This window comes from Marinifilum fragile JCM 15579 (assembly GCF_001310955.1).
In the GTDB taxonomy this organism is placed as follows: domain Bacteria; phylum Bacteroidota; class Bacteroidia; order Bacteroidales; family Marinifilaceae; genus Marinifilum; species Marinifilum fragile.
The window spans coordinates 105,498-122,925 of sequence record NZ_BAZX01000010.1 but is presented as its reverse complement, the minus strand read 5'-3'; the positions used below and the strand labels follow the sequence as shown (position 1 = coordinate 122,925).

Below are 17,428 nucleotides of genomic sequence, written 5' to 3'. Positions count from 1 at the left end.
CACCTCCAAACAAAGCAATTATGAATCTTACAAAATTTGCTATTGAAAAAAGCCGAATAACCTTTACTTTGCTTGCCGTGGTGGTGATTTTGGGCTTGGCATTATACGAAACCTTACCAAGAGATAGCATGCCTCCGTACACAGTTAGAGTGGCTACTGTTGTGTCTCCATTCCCTGGAGCTGGACCAGAAAGGGTTGAACTCTTGGTTACCGACAAAATAGAAAAGAAAGTTCAGGAAATTCCTGAAGTCAAAGAAATTAATAGTACATCAAGAACTGGTTTATCAGTGGTAAGTGTGCGCCTTAAAGATGAAGTTGCTCCAGAAGACCTTCAAGCAATCTGGGATAAACTTAGAAGAAAACTAAATAGTCTGAGAGATCTACCTCAGAATGTAAATCCAAGTCTTAATGATGATGATGTTGGTGTCGTGTATGGAATTATGGTAGGTTTAATAAGTGACGGGTACTCTTATGTAGAAATGAAAGAAGCGGCCGACAACCTAAAAGATGCCTTAATTAAACTTGACGACGCAGCCAAAGTTGAACTCGGAGGTGTGCAAGATGAAAGAGTCTTTATTGAGTTTGATGAGTCTCAACTAAAAGAATATGGATTAAGCTCATCCAAGCTGCAAAACATTATTGCATCTACCAACATTTTAGACTCTGGTGGAGAAATTAACCTTGAATCGGAAAGAATAATTCTCGAACCAACGGGCAACTATGAATCATTGGAAAGCATAAAGAATACGCTGATTCCAATAGGTGATGGAAGTCATGTTGTACAATTACGAGACATTACCAGCATTCGCAAAGCATATGTTGAACCCGCCAGTACCATTGTTCATGTAAATGGTAAACCAGCCATTTCACTCTCCATTTCCTTGATCGATGGCGCTAATATAATTAAGTTGGGCGAAGATGTAGATAAGATTTTAACAGAATGGAATGAACAATTACCAATTGGTTTAGATGTTCAACGTTTAACTTCATTAGATCACTATGTTGATAAAAGTATCGATAATTTTATCGGCAATTTGATTCAATCTATCGTGATTGTATTGGTAGTAATGCTAATCTTCCTGGGATTAAGAACAGGTTTAATTATCTCCAGTTTGATTCCCATTGTAACCATCATGACTCTCATGTTAATGGGGATCATAAATATGGGATTAAATCAGGTAACATTAGCTGCCTTAATCATGGCACTGGGTATGATGGTTGATAATGCCATTGTTGTGTCAGAATCGATAATGGTTAAAATGGAAGAAGGAATGACGGTAAAGGATGCTGCCGTTTCATCTTGTACCGAGCTAATTGTTCCATTGTTGATTTCGACTTTAACTACTTCGGTAGCTTTCTTATCCTTCTATTTGGCAGAGTCAACCATGGGCGATATTATGGGACCAATTTTCGTAGTGATCACATTGGCCTTGGTATCTTCCTGGATCGTTTCTCTTACCATTATTACCATGTTGTGTTTCTACTTCTTAAAAGTGAAACCTAAGGAAGAAGCTAAGCCTAACTTCATGGATCGAATTTTCGATGCTTTAAAAGTTTATTACAAATCCCTTATTCTATCGGCTTTAAATCGTAAAGGCATTGTTATTGGAGGAATTGTTTTGCTATTCATAGTATCCTTAAAAGGTTTTAGTTTGGTACCGTTTATTTTCTTCCCGGATAGTGATCGAAATATGATTACCGTTGACATTAATCTTCCTCTGGGAACAAAAATTGAGCAAACCGAAAAGGTGGTAAAAAAGATTGAAAAACACATTGCTGAAGAATTACAAGTTAATGATGATAGAGAAAAAGGAATCATTGACTGGTCTTCCTTTATTGGTCAAGGACCAGAATCATATGACTTGGGATATGCTCAAGATGAAGCAAACTCAGGATATGCTCACATCCTTTTAAATACTAGCTCCTTTGAAGAAAATGCAGAAATGATTCGTCGATTAGATGAGTACAGCTTCAAACATTTCCCAAATGCAGATGTTAAGGTATCAGCTTTGGGTTCAGGTGGTGGTGGAACTCCAATTGAAATTAAAGTAAAAGGAAACAATCCTGATGTACTTGCAGACATATCAGAGAAAATCAAATCAAGACTATCAAAAATTAGTGGAACCAAAAACGTTAAAGATGATTGGGGCCCTAAAACCAAAAAATTTGTAATTAATATCGATCAGAACAATGCACAGATTGCAGGGATCACAAATCAGGATATCGCTACCTCATTAAAAACAGTGCTGGATGGTTTTCAAACTGGTGAATACAGAGAGGATGATAAAAATATTCCAATTCTATTAAGAGGTTTCTCAAGTCAAAACCAAAGCTATGAAAAGATAGAAACCATGAATGTATTCTCTCAAAGTTCAGGAAGAAGTGTTCCTCTTTCTCAAGTGGCCAGCATTATCCCTCAATGGCAATACGCAAAAATTAAACGCCTTGATTTGATTCGAAGTATTAATGTTTCAAGCGAAATCTCCGAAGATGGTAATGCATCTGTAATCATGAATGAGGCATTGCCTTGGTTGGAAGAAGATGTAAAAACCTGGCCAGCTGGTTACGATTACGAACTTGGTGGTGATAGTAAAAATACTGCCGAAAATATGGGTGCTGTTATTGCATACCTGCCATTATCTGCTTTTCTAATTCTTTTATTGCTGGTAATTCAATTCAATTCATTTAGAAAAACAGCAATGGTGGTAAGTACCATTCCATTGGGAGTTATTGGTGTTGTAATTGGCTTAATTACACTTCGCTCCTATTTTGGTTTTATGGCTTTCTTGGGTGTGATATCACTTGCTGGAATTGTAATTAATAATGCCATTGTTCTAATTGACAGGATTGAAATTGAACTCTCCGAATTGAAACGAATACCACAAGATGCTGTAATTGCTGCCTGTTTGCAAAGATTCAGACCGATTCTGTTGACCACATTTACAACTTCCTTGGGGTTAATTCCATTGTATCTGGGAGGAGGTTTAATGTGGGAACCAATGGCTGCTTCAATTATGGTAGGCTTACTTTTTGGTACAGTAATTACCCTGATATTTATACCTGCCCTATATAGTGTGTTCTATAAAGTAGATTATAAAGATTATCAATTTAACGAAGCACTCCTAAAAGATTGAATCAAATAAATTCAAGCAAGCCTGTCAGTGAAAATTGACAGGCTTTTTTATACACATTAACAAATCAATAACAAGTCAGATTATTCTGTTTCAACGATTAATGGTATATTTAATACTTATAAGTCTTATTTACACCATATCATGAAAGTGAAGATTCTATTCTCAATTACCTTACTTTTTACAATCAGTCTGACAGTTAAATCTCAGGACTTTGAAACCTTAAATTTTAAGGAATTAGAACCCACATTCCACCTACAGGATGATACCACCTATGTTATCAATTTTTGGGCCATGTGGTGCAAACCTTGCGTTGAGGAGCTTCCTGAATTTGAACACATCCGAAAATCATACGAAAATAAAAATGTTAAGGTCTTATTGGTGAGCCTGGACTTTGGAGTAAAAGTAGAAGAACGCCTGAGCAAATTTCTTACGAAGAAAAATATAAATGCTGAAGTTGTAATTCTAGATGATTTAGATGCAAACTCCTGGATTGGTAAAGTGGATGACAAATGGGATGGTGCATTACCAGCAACAGTGATATATAAAAAGGACAAACGGAAATTCTTTGCCAGGAAAGTAACTTATTCTGAACTAGCAGAGACAATTGATAATTTGAATAGATAGAAGTTTTAGTATTAACCAATTTATTTAGATGATGAAAAAAATATTATTACTTAGTTTCCTGCTAATATCAGCAGTAGCAATTCATGCTCAAGGATATAAAGTAGGCGATTCAGCTACAGATTTCAAGCTGAAAAATATTGATGGCAAACACATCTCATTGGCTGATTACAAAGATGCAAAAGGCTTTGTGGTGATTTTTACCTGCAACCATTGCCCATATGCTGTGGCTTACGAAGACAGAATCATTGATATTGATAAAAAATACAAAAAGATAGGCTTTCCGGTGATCGCTATTAATCCGAACGATCCTGCTATTGTTCCAGGAGATTCTTTTGAAGGAATGCAAAAAAGAGCGAAAGAAAAAGGTTTTACATTCCCTTATCTTTTTGATGCAAAGCAAGAAGTTTTCAAGAATTTTGGAGCTACCAAAACTCCACATGTTTACATTTTAAGCAAAAATGGTAAAGATCTTAAGGTAGAGTATATTGGTACCATCGATAATAATTATAAAGATGCCTCGAAAGTGAGCACCAAATATGTTGAGGATGCCATTAATTCTCTTTTAATGAATAAAAAGCCAGCAGTAACTTACACAAAAGCCATTGGTTGCTCAATTAAAACAAAAGGATAAAATAATGACTAGTTAAAATACAAAAACCTCTGTAAGCTAATACAAATCAAGCTTTACAGAGGTTTTTGTATTGTATCACCTTACTCTATCTCTCTCCTTGTGGAGAGGGCTGTGGTGAGGTTATTATTCCGTAATTTTCAATGACAACTTCCCTACAACTCTTCCAGTTTCGCTATATTGATGTGCTTCCGCAATATCATCCAATTCATAAGTCTTGTCGATGTAAGTTTTAAGTAATCCTGCATCAACAAAATCGGCTAACAACTCAAGGTCTTTTTTACTTTCCTGCACAAAGATCTTTTTCATTTTCTTAGAGCTAACCAAATTATGAATTGACCCAAGCAGAAGAATATTAAATGAAGGCAAAGTGGTGACATAAACGCCACCTCGTTGCAACAAGTGTTTTATTTTTGAGTATTCCAGATTGCCAACCACATCGAAGAAAATATCATACTCCTCCTGAACTTCTAACAAATTTTCATTTTGGTAATCAATCACCCTATCCGCTCCTAGTTCTTTTGCAAATTCAACATTTCGCGTACTGCAAATACCTGTTGCTTTACATTTAAATGCCTTGGCCAATTGTAAAGCAAACGAACCAACACCGCCCGAACAGCCATTAATCAAAACACTCATTCCTGCTCTTATACCACCCATATTGCGCAATGCCTGTAAGGCTGTTAATCCAGCCAAAGGAATCGTAGCTGCTTCTTCAAAATTCATATTCTGAGGCTTCAAAGCCAAATGATCGGGAGTTGTAGCCACATATTCAGCATATGCTCCATTCTTGATAATATCTACTTTGCCAAACACCTCATCGCCTACACGATAAAACTGTACCTTCTTGCCTACTTCCAGTATTCTGCCTGCAATATCTCCACCCAAAATACAAGGTAATTTCTTTCTCATAAATAGCTTCAGCAATCCTTTTCTTATCTTCCAGTCTACCGGATTAACAGAGGATGCATAGACCTCAACCAAAACTTGATTTTCTTTTATTTTTGGCCGATCCAGATTGGTAATTTCCAAAACTTCAGGAGAACCATATTTTCTTATTACAATAGCTTTCATCGTCGTTTTCTGTTCAGTTAGGTTAAATTTGCACTGAGTACAAAACTCACTAATCAATTTACGACAAGTTTAAATCAATTTCAAGCCATAATATAGCAGTAGCTTCTGGCTATCTGTCAGTCAAAAGGTATGTAATTTCAACATGATCAGTCAATACAATTGGATCTGGATTGGTGAACGATTGCGAACCCGAATATCCTGCCTTACTCACAGTCAGTTCAGCCATATGCTGCTTAGGTCCGTAGATGCTTTTCACGGTGCCGTAGTTAATATTCTGAATGCTTTTAAGCTGAACCTCTGCCGATTCTGCCAACACCTTCGCTTTGGATTTGGCATCATTCACAGCCATTGCAATCAATTTGGCCTCAGTTGATTTAATCAATTCAGGACTCAAACCATAGTTGGCATTGTAATTCAACTCAACATCTGATGATTTTAACACTTCAAGGCAAGAGTGAATGATTTTTGGTTTAGCTTCCAACTTTAGCTTGATACTGTAATTGGCACGGTAACCATCAGGAATTTGTCTACCCGATGAATAGGTTTTTTCTTCATTAATACGCTGACCAACATCAAATATTTTCAGACTCTCAATCTTTGCCAATTTCAAAGACTTCTTCAATTGGTCAACATCAGAAAAATTTTTGTCCAAACAAGCCTCATATTCACTGGCCTTGGTACTTATATTTACCGATATCTCCACAATATCAGGTTCTTGAAATATTTTGCTCTCCCCTCTTACATTTAAAGTAAGATAAGTGTTTTGAGCATTTACACAAATGCCAGCAGTCACGATCAATACTAATAGAATTAATTTCTTCATCATTCTTAATTTAATGGTTTGTTATTTCTTACATTATCCGAAAATCAGGGATGAAAGTTTTCAGTCAATTAAAAGATATTTTAGTCTTTTTTAACTATCTTGCGTCCTCTTAAATTCAAAACACGTTTGATTTAGGAACGATTACTTGCAATAAGTTATCAATGTAAATTATCAACAAAAAAGGCTCTCTTGGGAGCCTTTTTAGTTTGTACAATCTTACCTCATTTTATCCCAATCGCCATCAAACAACAATTGGGCCAAGTTTTTCCTATCGCGTTTAGGGGATTCTATTTCTCTCATACTTTCGGGCAACTGTTCCGGATTTCCCAAGTATCCGACAGCAATCATGGTAACAGCTTCAAAATCTTCTGGGATTTCAAAAACCTCACGAGCCTTTTCCGCCGAGAAACCAGCCATTTGATGCATGTACAAATCCATACTCATGGCCTGTATCGACATGTTTCCAATAGCCAAACCCAAATCATGACGTGCATGTGCATTGGGATTCTGATTACGTGCAAAATTTCTGGATATCACAGTTAAAATAATCATCGGAGCGGTTTTTACCCACATCTGATTAAACTCGCCCAAACAAGAAAACAACTGCTCATATCTTTCAGGATAATTTTTTGTAGCATATACAAATCGCCAAGGTTGTTCATTATAGCATGAAGCAGCAAAAGAGGCTGCCTCAAACATTTTTTCAATCTTGTCCTCCTCTATCTCCTGATCGGAGAAAGCTCTCGGACTCCATCTTTTATCTATTAATTCGTGTATCTGTGCCATATAAATTGGTTTAAAGTTCTTTCACAATCCCCAAATATCAAATCCCAAGCTTCAAAAAACAAATTCCCAAAATGGTTGGGATTTGGAGCTTGTATTTTGGAGTATGAAAATGAATATAACTCTTTTTTAACAATTATTAAGGACTTGGTTGTATTAAATTCTATATATTTGGAGCTGATTTTAATATCATTACATCAATTGTAGAGATATTGTTCCGGTATGAATTGTATCTAATTTTAAAAACAATTCGTAAGCAATGAATGTTTAAAAAGATATCGGATTTAATCATTTAGAATCTTTGAAATAAGGATGAGAGCGAGCGTTTATTTATTAATACCTCTGTTACTATTTATGCTTTTGGTAGACATTTACACCTACCGTGGTATAAAACCTCTGATTGCAAGAATTAACAATTCAATTGCACGACACACATTAACGTATTTATTCTGGAGCATTTCAGTTTTTATTTTTGCTGCCTTTACCACATTCATGTTTGGTATTAAGCACGTGCAAAAAGCAGATGCCTACATCTATTCCGGCTATTTGGTGGCCGGGTTTGCGTTATTTTATTTTCCAAAGTTTGTATTCATATTTTTCGTCTTAATAAAGGATATACAAGGGGCGATTAGGAGAACCATTGCATGGTTCAGAGAGAGAAGGAACAAAAGTGTACCACAATTTAATTCGAAGAGAAAGATGGAGAGATCCGAGTTTTTGTACCAAATGGGATTGGTATTGGCTGCCATTCCATTTGCATCTATCCTTTACGGAGTAACCAAAGGAAAATTCAACTACCGAGTAATGCGCGAGAGCATTCGTTTCAGCAATCTTCCGAAAGCATTTAAGGGTTTAAAAATTGTTCAGATATCGGATATGCACCTGGGAAGTTTCAACAAAAACTTCGAGAAGGTGGAAAAAGCCGTTGAACTGATTAATGAGCAAGAACCAGATTTGATTGTTTTCACCGGCGATTTGGTAAACAACTTTGCCGAAGAGACCGATGGCTGGGCTCCTGTTCTGGCAAAAATGAAAGCTAAAATTGGCAAATACTCCATACTGGGAAATCACGATTATGGCGATTACTCCTATTGGCGATCAGAAGAAGACAAGGCCAAAAACCTTGCAGCAATCAAACATTTTCACAAGCAAATGGGATTTCGATTGTTATTGAACGAAACCGAAACCATTAATGTGAAAGGAGAAGAAATTGCTTTGGTAGGAGTTGAAAATTGGGGCAAACCTCCATTCCCTCAGCATGGCGATTTAAGCAAAGCTACCCAGGGTACAGAACATCTTCCATTTAAAATATTGTTGAGTCACGATCCTTCGCACTGGGACGAAGAGGTGATTAAAAACTCGAATATCGATCTTACTTTTGCAGGACACACCCACGGCATGCAGTTTGGAATTGAACGTGCAGGCATAAAGTGGAGTCCAGTGCAATACAAGTACCCTCGCTGGGGCGGATTGTACCGCGAAGGCGATCAGTACCTGTATGTAAATCGCGGATTTGGATACATCGGTTTCCCTGGTAGAATTGGTATGCCACCCGAAATTACCGTGGTGGAATTGGCATAAAAAAAGCTCCAATTAATATTGGAGCTTTTTTCTATTTTGACTCTTCATATATTGGAAGCCTAATTTTAAAACTTGTACCGTTACCCACATGGCTTTCCACCTTTATTTCACCATTGTGTTTGTCTGCAATTTCTTTCGAAAGAAGCAAACCATATCCCGATCCCAATTCTCCCGAAGTACCCAGACTAGATTGAGGATGCTCTTTATCAAACAAATTATTCAATTGATTTTCGTTCATTCCAACTCCCGTATCTGTAATGTCAATTTCGATCATATTGCCTATTACCCTGGTTTGTACGGTAACGAAACCTTGTTGACGCGAAAATTTAATGGCATTGCCTAAAATATTCCGAATCATCGTAGCAATTAAATCTTTGGTGCCAAAAGTAGATTTTGCCTCCCCGAAGATTTGCACCAACTGTATCTTTTTTAATGCTGCTGTAGGTTGAACAATTTGTAGCACTTCCGAAATAAGCTTGTGTACATCTATTTTCTCCAAGGTAGATTCTGCTTGTTTTTCCAGATCACGTGCATACACCAGTAAATTATCCAATAACTCCAGGTTTTTTGTGGAAATATTACAAATCAATTCAGCATATTTTTTAGACAATTTATCTTCACTTGCCTCCAGGTTTTCAAGCAATAATTTCGAAAAACCAATCAATGAATTGAAAGGACTTCTTAAATCATGACCAATGATTGAGAAAATCTTATCTTTGGCTAGCATTAATTCATGAATTTGCTTATGCTGAATTTGCAATAAGGAATGTGTAGATACTTTTGAAAGTAACTCTTCCAACTGAAAAGGTTTTGTAATTACATCCCTACACCCAACTTTAAAAGCTTTTGAGATATTCTCCTGATCGGTTTTCTCAGCCATAAAAATAACAGGAGTATTGCTGTTTAAATCACTCACTCTTATTTTGTCGGCAAAGGCAAAACCATCACGTGGCATTCTAATATCGATTAACAAAAGGTCAAACTCAACTTCATTACACAGTTCGTATGTTTCCTCATATGAACTTGAAGTACGCACAAAATAGTTTGAATCCTCAAAAAAGCTTGAAATCAGATTTAGGTTTTCAGGTTTATCATCAACTACCAGGAGTTTGATAACGTTTAATGTATTCATTTTAGATCTTTAGTTCGTAGAAAAAGTCTTCCAAATTTATATTATTTTCCAACATATACAGTTTCAATTTTGTATCTGATTCAACAGTATGCCTAAGAAACCATTCTTTTAGAAATTCATGAAATCCTTCAAAATTACAATTTTTAAACTTTGCAAGGTTAAATTTTTCCAACAATTCAAAATGTTCAATTTGATGCTCTTTAAAAGCAGGGTAATTCATTCTACGCATAGCATTTTCCTCACTAATAAAATGAAATTCTGCATACTTTTCTATTTCATTCATAATTCTAAACAACTCATCATCAGAACGCTTTAAATTGATTTCATACTTAAAAGAATTCAACAATTCTATAAAAATTTTATGTTCGAAGTCTATTCTCGCAATACCTGTTTCAAAATCGGAATGCCATTGTATAATTCCATCTATCTCTCTACTTCCCATACTCTTATGTTTTAATGTTAGTATAATGTTGCCTAACAAACACCTTGCAACTTGTGGTAACTCCCAAAAATCAGCCAGTTTGCACATTGGGTATTGGCGTTATCACTAAAATAAGAAATTATGTGTAAGAATCTCTTATTTATTTTCAATAATTACATTACTAAATCTTAACATCCTCTTTATCAGAATTAGAACCCATACATTCAGTCATAAAACACCCCATACAAAACAAGCATGCATGGGGTTAAAATATATTAGTTTGTAAGTAATAAATTACGACTCGTTGCTTGAAGCTTCGCTAACAGCCTCTTCTTCGGTATTTTCTTTCTCTTCTTTTTTGGGTTTACGAGCATCTACAACTGCATTGTACTTTGGAATCACACTATTTACCTGATTAATAATGGTAGAATATGTCTGATCATCACTAATTGTGGCAAAAGCTTCAATTCTCGCTGTTAACACTCTGTACGATTCAATCATTTGATTACGAATATCAATAATTTTCATATCCGATTGCTCAGCATCCTCCTTAACACGATCTAGATAATCCGTATTAAATTTAGCGTTAGCTGCTTCTAACTCGTTGGCCCAATCTGTAAGAGATAATTTACTCAAAGCATTTATCAAAACACTTTCATTTTTCCATTCTTGTAAAATAGAATCAATTATTGCTGTTTCGCCCTGGTAATTTTGCTTTGCAATACGTGAATCATATTTATTTAAAGAATTAAGTAATACAGTAGCTGCCATTACATATTCAGCATCGAAGTGATTACAAAATCCTTCTACCACTGCTTGAATACCATAAATGGCTTTATCACGACGCGCATCATCCTCTTCTAACAATTTGGTAATCTCACTTCCCCTATCAGGCATATACAATGCCGTCATATCTGATAATAAGGATGAAAAAGAATCCGACTGCATTTTCACTTTTAAAGTTTCCAAATCAAAACCAGTAAGTATTTCAAGAAAATTCTTATTATACTGGATAAATTCGTTGTGCCTTAGTTGTCTTAATTGTATGGATTTAAAATTCATAATGTGTTAGTTTTGTTATTTTCAACCATGAAGTTATTTAATTTATGGATAATAAACAATTAATTTCATAATTTTTATGAATCGTAAAATAAAATACAAAAAACTCTTCTGTAAAACCGTCATTCGAATGGCGCCATATATTTCATAATTAAATACTCCTTAAAAGCAGATAAACATGAGTGGATAAAGGACCGTTATTTATCTCCTCCCACGGGCGGGAGCAAAATAATGGTATGTTATTTTCTTCCTCCCCACGGGAGGAGCAAAATAATGGTCGTTATTTTCATGCTCCCCAAGGGAGGAACAAAATAATGCTATGTTATAAGCTTGCTCCCCTGGGGAGGAAGAAAATAACACCATAGTATCGATATTTTTCCTCTTGAATTGAAAAAATATTAAAGATTGAAGTTATAGCTATACTCATAGTTGCCGTGTACCCATTGTAATTTGAGAAGTCTTCCTAACAGTACAAAGAGAGGTAGTTAACTTATACAAAAACTAACTTTCTTATTTTTATTGATAATGAATTAGTGTACAAGACAATGCTGCATGTGATTTATGATTAAATTTATATGTGCTGATAAAAATTGATGAAGCATTGATACTCTTGCAAAACACAGGAGCATACCTTATCAACTTCAGCACACAAACAAAAGATTTTAAACAACTTACCAAAAGTAACAGATAGGTGATATAACATCAGCATGATGTTATTCCTACGTTATGCCTCATTTAATTGAGTAGTCACGATTTGAATATATTATATTTTAACTTATGACAATGAAAGGAAAATATTCACATATAGTAACTATTGAAAAGTTAGAATTGGAGTTGCAGAAGTGCGACTTTATAAAAGATTTTTCGAACGATTTATTGAATCTCATAAAGAAAACGTTAGATCCTTTCGAAGACAAAGGATATGTTTATGATGTAAATCAAGCAACAATTGTTGGACTATACACAAAACTATATAAGCACTATAAATTGTTTCTACGAGCCTATAATGAGTGTGAATATGAAACTACAATTTTACTAAGTAGACCTATATATGAGGCATTTGTACTCATGAAGTATTTGATCTTGAAAGGAATTGAATCTCAAAAACATTATAGACTTGTTTCATATAGAAGAAGATATAAGAATTTGAAAGAACTTGAAGGAATTGATGGGATTGGACAAGTCATGGTTGATAAATTCAAATATGCGATGAACATCGATGGTTTTTCATTGGATGATTTCGAAGCAGAAAACTCAAAAAAGAAAGGTCGAAAATGGGACCTTGACGGTAAAAACTTTTCCGAGATACATAAGGAAGTTGAAATATCAGAAACATACTCGTATTTATATGGAATGCTATCTGAAATTATACACAGTGGATGGGGCGATATAAGACAACTTCACTTAACCCATTGCGAAGGAGATTTCTTTATACCTAAAATGGATTTTTATGACAATAATGACACTAGAATTATTGCTCCTATTTTTTCAATGCTCATTGAAGCCTCTGAAGAGTTTTTGACATGGTCAGAAAGAAACCTTGAAATAGATTCTTTTCACGAATTTAAAAGAACCAATGAGCTGTTGGGACAACATATTTTTCAAACCTACAAGACAAATCCTGATAAATATTTATTTGGCTAGAAGAGTGAAAACAAGGCATAATCGAGTAGGCAGCCGCTAGGCCATTAACCTAACAGCAAAACAATTTATATAATAAAACATCAATCTGATCATCTAGAAATGAAAAAACAACTCAACATACTACTTGCCTCTCTTGTTCTTTTGTGCTCGTGCAAAGGGCAAGAATCGGCGATTGACAATAGCGTAGTGAAGGATTTAAATATTGATCGTTACCTGGGAAAGTGGTACGAAATTGCACGTTTCGATCACAGCTTTGAAAGAGGATTGGTAGGAGTTACTGCCGAATATTCCATGCGTGAGGATGGAAAAATAAAGGTCGTGAACTCGGGATACAAAGGGAGCCTGGATGGAGAGAAATCGGAAGCCATTGGCAAAGCGAAAATTCCCAACCCAAACCTTCCTTCCAAATTGAAAGTTTCCTTCTTCTGGATTTTTTATGGCGATTATTTTGTTCTGGAATTAGATGATGATTACCAGTGGGCCATTGTTGGCAGCAATACAGATAAATACCTGTGGATACTATCACGAAAGCCACAAATGGATGATCAATTGTACCTCGAATTGCTGAACAAATTAAGAGTAAGAGGTTACGACACTAACAAATTGATAAAAGTGGAACAGCGAAAGATTTAAAGCCACATTCTCTTAATCTTATTTTTTCGAAGTGAGTAAAACAATACTATCCAATAAATCCCTGGAAATTCTGGCCATTGTTCTAACCGTATTGGCTAAATTCCTGTTTATGGATTATCTAAACTGGCGATTTCCATTCGTTTTGAGTGCCACCATTTTATGGTGTGCTTACATTTGGTACAGGAAGAAAAACAACAAGGAAATACTAAAATACTGGGGATTTAGAACCGACAATTTCAGAAGTGTTTTAAAGGTGGTTCTCCCCTTTGGCCTTACTGCAGTAATCGCATTTTTTACAATTGGTGGCATTCAAGGAACTATTAATGCAACATGGCACATCATCCCGGTTTTGTTGTTTTATCCACTATGGGGCAGTATTCAACAATTTCTACTAATTGGTTTGGTAGCAGGAAACCTGTACGACAATCCAAATCGCAAACTCAATAAGCACATTATTGTACTGTTTGCAGCTACCCTATTCGCTTTGGTTCACTATCCCGCTTACTGGTTGATTGGTGGTACTTTTATTCTGGCAATATTCTATGGATACGTTTATTTGAAGGAGAAAAACTTGTATGTGCTGGGAATCTTTCATGGATGGTTAGGGGCTTTGTTCTATTACACGGTATTAGACAGTGATCCCTTTTATGAAATATTTGGGAACTTGCTGAATTTGTAGAACAGATAGTTAAAAGGAAACTAATCCAGTATCCTATACTACAGCCCAAAACAAAAACGGTTGAATTAATATTAAAAAAGCCACAAACTCGAAAAGAGTTTGTGGCTTTTCTATGATTGGATGTAAGTTTAATATGCTGCCAAATTGAAAGAAATCAGGAAATCGACAAACAGGCTATTGGTTTGATTTTCGTAACCCAATCGAACTCCCAAGTCAAGGGGAGCCGAAAATCTTAATACATGCAGATCGCTTCTTAGTTCAATGCCACCTGAGAAATAGTCATTTTTAAATGGGAAAATTTCTCCTTCTTCATTTTCAAAGTATTTTTTCTCATATCCATAATCTGCGAAGGCATTCATTTTAATTCGCTTAAAATAGGCCAATGGACCCAGGTTCCAGTCCGGATAAAAAAGAGGCATTGCATAATCTGCTCCAACACTTGCAATGTGTTTTCCATATAAATCAATCATCCCTCTTGGGCTCTTTACCATATTCGAAAATCGAGAATGATTTAACGAACGGTATTGATACCCACCATACAACTTGATTCCATGATGTTTTACAATTCCAGGGAAATACAAATGTCCTTCGGCAGACCAGGTATTGCCAAGATCACGATCGCCCCAAGGTGAATGTCGGTAGTTCACCTCCAATATCTGAGCCCATTGGTATTGTACATCTCTTGGTGCAGTTTTGGCAATATTGTAGGCAAACAATTGGTATTCCATAATTTCTTGTGTGAAGGATTCATCGCCAAAATTGTACTCACCTATACCAAGCGTATTATTTTGAGTTGTTGCCAACACCTGAGTATTTAAATCACCGAATTTTACAATGCTGTAAGTCAGTTTTGGAATCAGTTTCCTAATATATTGTCCCGATGATAAATTAAATGGCAAACTAATGCTGTTTTCCCACTCCCATTGTTTCCACTCGGTATTCACCAGTAAAGTATCCATCTGCTCAGGCTGCAGGCGTTGTGCCACAGTAGCATAAGTAGTATTCCTATCTCCTACGGTGAATTTAGAATCTAATATTGGAAACCATCCCCTGTAAGAAAGGTTGGCATAAAACTGACCATTATCAAAGCCTTCCTCCTTTTTGTAGCCTACTGTAGTAAGCAAGGTACTCAACTTGTTTTGGCTGGCAACAGAAATTCCCACATCTGCTTTGCCTTCAATGCCATCAACAAATATTGGAGCCCAGGAATGGAAATTGAATAAATTAGCACATTTCGAGTAATTCTTTACTTCGAATCGGTCGAGATTTGTGATATCAGCATTTAACTTTTCTCCCAATTGATTGGATAGCTGTTCAGCCAATGGATATTGATAAAAATCACCCTTCCACTCCTTCCAACTTTCTTTATCGACAGCTGTTCTTGCAAGAAGATAGCCATCTGAAGTATAATCAGAATAGTACAGATTCCTATTGGAATCAACATATGCATCTCTGGCTCCAAATCGCGAAGAAGTTACCTGGTAAACTTTTTTGGTATTTAAATCAAGAGCAAAAATATTATCGATGCCAGTAAATGAAGCATTAAAATACAGGTAATCACCGTAAGGAACCGGACGCGACATGTCGGCATACCCAGAACTCAAAAGTTCTTCTCTTTTTTCAGATTTCAGGTTCAATTTTACAATCTGCTTCCCTTTATCATTCAAAACAATCAAAACAATATTCTCATCATCGATAAATTGAGGTGTTTGAAAATACTCATTCTTATCTGCAGCAATTCTTTGTTTGATTAAGCCTGTTTCATGATCAATAATCACAAGGCTATTATCACCCTTCTGATCTGACGAAACGGCAACAATTTTACTTGCATCCATATTAAATGATGGAGCAAACAATGACTTCTTTAAACGATGCGTCTTCTTCTCTTTTGATTTGATATTGTAAGTCACCAAAATACTCCTGTCTGCATGTTCCCAACGAATATTCTGTTTCGATTCTGTCCAAACCAGGTACTCATTTCTATAATCATAGTCGATATCTGACAAAAATCCTGGCACCAAAACTTTAGCAGATTTTCCGTTGGCATCTATCCTCTCAAAACACAGAGCATCCGATAAACCCTGCTTTAAGTAAATCAAATCACCTTGCTCGGTTACATGAGGAATTCTTTTACTGGTAAAGTATTTTTCTCTTTCGCTCACCAACTGAAAAGCAGATTTATCCGTTTCAGTATCTTGTTTCTTCCACTCCCAAAGCAACTCTTGCATGGTATCGAAATACAACAATAACTTCCCATCAGAATACGTTTTTGCTCCCTGAACCTGTTCCCAATCTACATCTTCTGCTTTTCCATACTTCTTTTGCAGTTCAAGTTTAGTTTGCTTCCTCTTAGCAGATAGGCTTTTCTTTATACCATTCGAGAAGCTAACTACTCCTAATGGGTGTCGAGCTACATTTGTTAAAGTATTATCCCAAATTCTATCTCCATAATTGACTCTTGCCTTACCCACTAAATAATATCCTAATTTGTATCTGTCGGTCACATAATCATTATACGAACCATTAACCGCTTTATCGTAAGAAAACTCACCTTTTTCAAGCAATTGAGCTCTTAATTCCTGCTCAAACTCCGGTGATCTTCCTCTGCCAGACTCGCTCATGCTGGTCTCCAAACAAACCGCATCGCCTTCCATAAACCATGGTGGCAAATACAAGCCTACCACAACAGCAGTAGCCTGTTGACCGAACACATAATTTAGTACTCTTGTAAATCCTTGCTCTATTTTATCCATTTGAACTACATGTCGAAACTCATGCGTTGCCAAATGATCCAGCCAGATTTGTGCATCATTGTTCTGAGCCGAGGTGGTATAAAGCTCCATTCGTTTCGGAGCCCAGGCCACTAATCCATTTGAGTTAGCCGAATGCGTATGTAATACCACAGAAAATTTCTTTGGCACTCGATTTAAACTCTTCCCTCCTTTGTGCAATAAATCTTTGAACAAAGCTGCCACATATCGAGCCTTATCTTCTGATTCTTGTGGAAAAATAATTTGGAATTCCTTCGTATTAATCTGTTTCCACTTGATAGAGGCAGGGTCTTGTCCTGTATTAAAATACTGCGAATATCCCGATATAAATACCAGAACAAAGCATACTAAAAACACAAACTTTCTAATCATAAATTGTCTCTTTATTTTGAAAGCCTTAAAATACCAAACTAATACACTGTAAACAAAATTAATTTAAAGG

At 35.9% G+C, this 17,428-nt stretch carries 14 protein-coding genes; 7 read left to right on the top strand and 7 right to left on the bottom strand.

Annotated elements, in window-relative coordinates; genetic code table 11:
• Nucleotides 1–20: 20 nt before the first annotated feature.
• The 3 genes from JCM15579_RS09750 to JCM15579_RS09740 all read left to right on the top strand — a co-directional run bounded on the left by JCM15579_RS09750 (nt 21) and on the right by JCM15579_RS09740 (nt 4,389).
• Entirely contained in the window at nt 21–3,134 is a 3,114-nt protein-coding gene (locus tag JCM15579_RS09750) for an efflux RND transporter permease subunit (RefSeq protein ID WP_054719296.1), read from the top strand.
• A 141-nt stretch (nt 3,135–3,275) separates the two neighbouring features.
• On the top strand, nt 3,276–3,758 hold the full coding sequence (locus JCM15579_RS09745) for a TlpA disulfide reductase family protein (RefSeq protein ID WP_054719294.1): 483 nt from the start codon (nt 3,276–3,278) through the stop codon (nt 3,756–3,758).
• 31 nt (nt 3,759–3,789) lie between these two features.
• A complete protein-coding gene (locus tag JCM15579_RS09740; RefSeq protein ID WP_054719352.1) occupies nt 3,790–4,389 on the top strand; it encodes a thioredoxin family protein in 600 nt (199 codons plus the stop codon).
• A 123-nt stretch (nt 4,390–4,512) separates the two neighbouring features.
• On the opposite strand, the gene JCM15579_RS09735 is transcribed toward JCM15579_RS09740, so the two are convergent.
• The 3 genes from JCM15579_RS09735 to JCM15579_RS09725 form a co-directional block, all read right to left on the bottom strand.
• Nucleotides 4,513–5,460 carry an NAD(P)-dependent alcohol dehydrogenase gene (locus tag JCM15579_RS09735; protein ID WP_054719290.1) on the bottom strand — a complete coding sequence of 316 codons (948 nt, stop codon included), beginning with the start codon at nt 5,458–5,460 and terminating at the stop codon, nt 4,513–4,515.
• Nucleotides 5,461–5,569: 109 nt separating this feature from the next.
• The gene (locus tag JCM15579_RS09730; protein WP_054719287.1) at nt 5,570–6,283 is read right to left on the bottom strand and encodes an SIMPL domain-containing protein; all 714 of its coding nucleotides are present in this window, start codon (nt 6,281–6,283) and stop codon (nt 5,570–5,572) included.
• 216 nt (nt 6,284–6,499) lie between these two features.
• The gene (locus tag JCM15579_RS09725; protein WP_054719283.1) at nt 6,500–7,069 is read right to left on the bottom strand and encodes a nitroreductase family protein; all 570 of its coding nucleotides are present in this window, start codon (nt 7,067–7,069) and stop codon (nt 6,500–6,502) included.
• Nucleotides 7,070–7,378: 309 nt separating this feature from the next.
• Between JCM15579_RS09725 and JCM15579_RS09720 the strand changes: the two genes are divergently transcribed.
• Nucleotides 7,379–8,647 carry a metallophosphoesterase gene (locus JCM15579_RS09720; RefSeq protein WP_054719280.1) on the top strand — a complete coding sequence of 423 codons (1,269 nt, stop codon included), beginning with the start codon at nt 7,379–7,381 and terminating at the stop codon, nt 8,645–8,647.
• Between the two features lie 31 nt (nt 8,648–8,678).
• Here the strand turns inward: JCM15579_RS09720 and JCM15579_RS09715 are convergent, their stop codons facing one another.
• The 3 genes from JCM15579_RS09715 to JCM15579_RS09705 all read right to left on the bottom strand — a co-directional run bounded on the left by JCM15579_RS09715 (nt 8,679) and on the right by JCM15579_RS09705 (nt 11,262).
• The gene (locus tag JCM15579_RS09715) at nt 8,679–9,779 is read right to left on the bottom strand and encodes a hybrid sensor histidine kinase/response regulator (protein ID WP_054719278.1); all 1,101 of its coding nucleotides are present in this window, start codon (nt 9,777–9,779) and stop codon (nt 8,679–8,681) included.
• Between the two features lies 1 nt (nt 9,780).
• Nucleotides 9,781–10,221 carry a bacteriohemerythrin gene (locus tag JCM15579_RS09710; RefSeq protein WP_054719277.1) on the bottom strand — a complete coding sequence of 147 codons (441 nt, stop codon included), beginning with the start codon at nt 10,219–10,221 and terminating at the stop codon, nt 9,781–9,783.
• Between the two features lie 273 nt (nt 10,222–10,494).
• A complete protein-coding gene (locus JCM15579_RS09705; protein ID WP_054719274.1) occupies nt 10,495–11,262 on the bottom strand; it encodes a DUF6261 family protein in 768 nt (255 codons plus the stop codon).
• 780 nt (nt 11,263–12,042) lie between these two features.
• Between JCM15579_RS09705 and JCM15579_RS09700 the strand changes: the two genes are divergently transcribed.
• The 3 genes from JCM15579_RS09700 to JCM15579_RS09690 all read left to right on the top strand — a co-directional run bounded on the left by JCM15579_RS09700 (nt 12,043) and on the right by JCM15579_RS09690 (nt 14,215).
• On the top strand, nt 12,043–12,903 hold the full coding sequence (locus tag JCM15579_RS09700; RefSeq protein WP_157471422.1) for a DUF5677 domain-containing protein: 861 nt from the start codon (nt 12,043–12,045) through the stop codon (nt 12,901–12,903).
• Nucleotides 12,904–13,002: 99 nt separating this feature from the next.
• Nucleotides 13,003–13,536, top strand: a complete 534-nt coding sequence (locus JCM15579_RS09695) for a lipocalin family protein (RefSeq protein WP_083464621.1) — start codon at nt 13,003–13,005, stop codon at nt 13,534–13,536.
• Between the two features lie 31 nt (nt 13,537–13,567).
• Nucleotides 13,568–14,215, top strand: a complete 648-nt coding sequence (locus JCM15579_RS09690) for a CPBP family intramembrane glutamic endopeptidase (protein WP_157471421.1) — start codon at nt 13,568–13,570, stop codon at nt 14,213–14,215.
• Nucleotides 14,216–14,343: 128 nt separating this feature from the next.
• Here JCM15579_RS09690 and JCM15579_RS09685 read toward each other — a convergent pair whose 3' ends face one another.
• On the bottom strand, nt 14,344–17,358 hold the full coding sequence (locus JCM15579_RS09685) for a TolB family protein (RefSeq protein WP_054719265.1): 3,015 nt from the start codon (nt 17,356–17,358) through the stop codon (nt 14,344–14,346).
• Nucleotides 17,359–17,428: the final 70 nt, after the last annotated feature.

Bases quoted from the DNA above. Each gene is read 5' to 3' on its own strand.
- JCM15579_RS09750 (WP_054719296.1), top strand. From the start codon at position 21: ATGAATCTTACAAAATTTGCTATTGAAAAAAGCCGAATAACCTTTACT.
- JCM15579_RS09745 (WP_054719294.1), top strand. From the start codon at position 3,276: ATGAAAGTGAAGATTCTATTCTCAATTACCTTACTTTTTACAATCAGT.
- JCM15579_RS09740 (WP_054719352.1), top strand. From the start codon at position 3,790: ATGAAAAAAATATTATTACTTAGTTTCCTGCTAATATCAGCAGTAGCA.
- JCM15579_RS09735 (WP_054719290.1), bottom strand. From the start codon at position 5,460: ATGAAAGCTATTGTAATAAGAAAATATGGTTCTCCTGAAGTTTTGGAA.
- JCM15579_RS09730 (WP_054719287.1), bottom strand. From the start codon at position 6,283: ATGAAGAAATTAATTCTATTAGTATTGATCGTGACTGCTGGCATTTGT.
- JCM15579_RS09725 (WP_054719283.1), bottom strand. From the start codon at position 7,069: ATGGCACAGATACACGAATTAATAGATAAAAGATGGAGTCCGAGAGCT.
- JCM15579_RS09720 (WP_054719280.1), top strand. From the start codon at position 7,379: ATGAGAGCGAGCGTTTATTTATTAATACCTCTGTTACTATTTATGCTT.
- JCM15579_RS09715 (WP_054719278.1), bottom strand. From the start codon at position 9,779: ATGAATACATTAAACGTTATCAAACTCCTGGTAGTTGATGATAAACCT.
- JCM15579_RS09710 (WP_054719277.1), bottom strand. From the start codon at position 10,221: ATGGGAAGTAGAGAGATAGATGGAATTATACAATGGCATTCCGATTTT.
- JCM15579_RS09705 (WP_054719274.1), bottom strand. From the start codon at position 11,262: ATGAATTTTAAATCCATACAATTAAGACAACTAAGGCACAACGAATTT.
- JCM15579_RS09700 (WP_157471422.1), top strand. From the start codon at position 12,043: ATGAAAGGAAAATATTCACATATAGTAACTATTGAAAAGTTAGAATTG.
- JCM15579_RS09695 (WP_083464621.1), top strand. From the start codon at position 13,003: ATGAAAAAACAACTCAACATACTACTTGCCTCTCTTGTTCTTTTGTGC.
- JCM15579_RS09685 (WP_054719265.1), bottom strand. From the start codon at position 17,358: ATGATTAGAAAGTTTGTGTTTTTAGTATGCTTTGTTCTGGTATTTATA.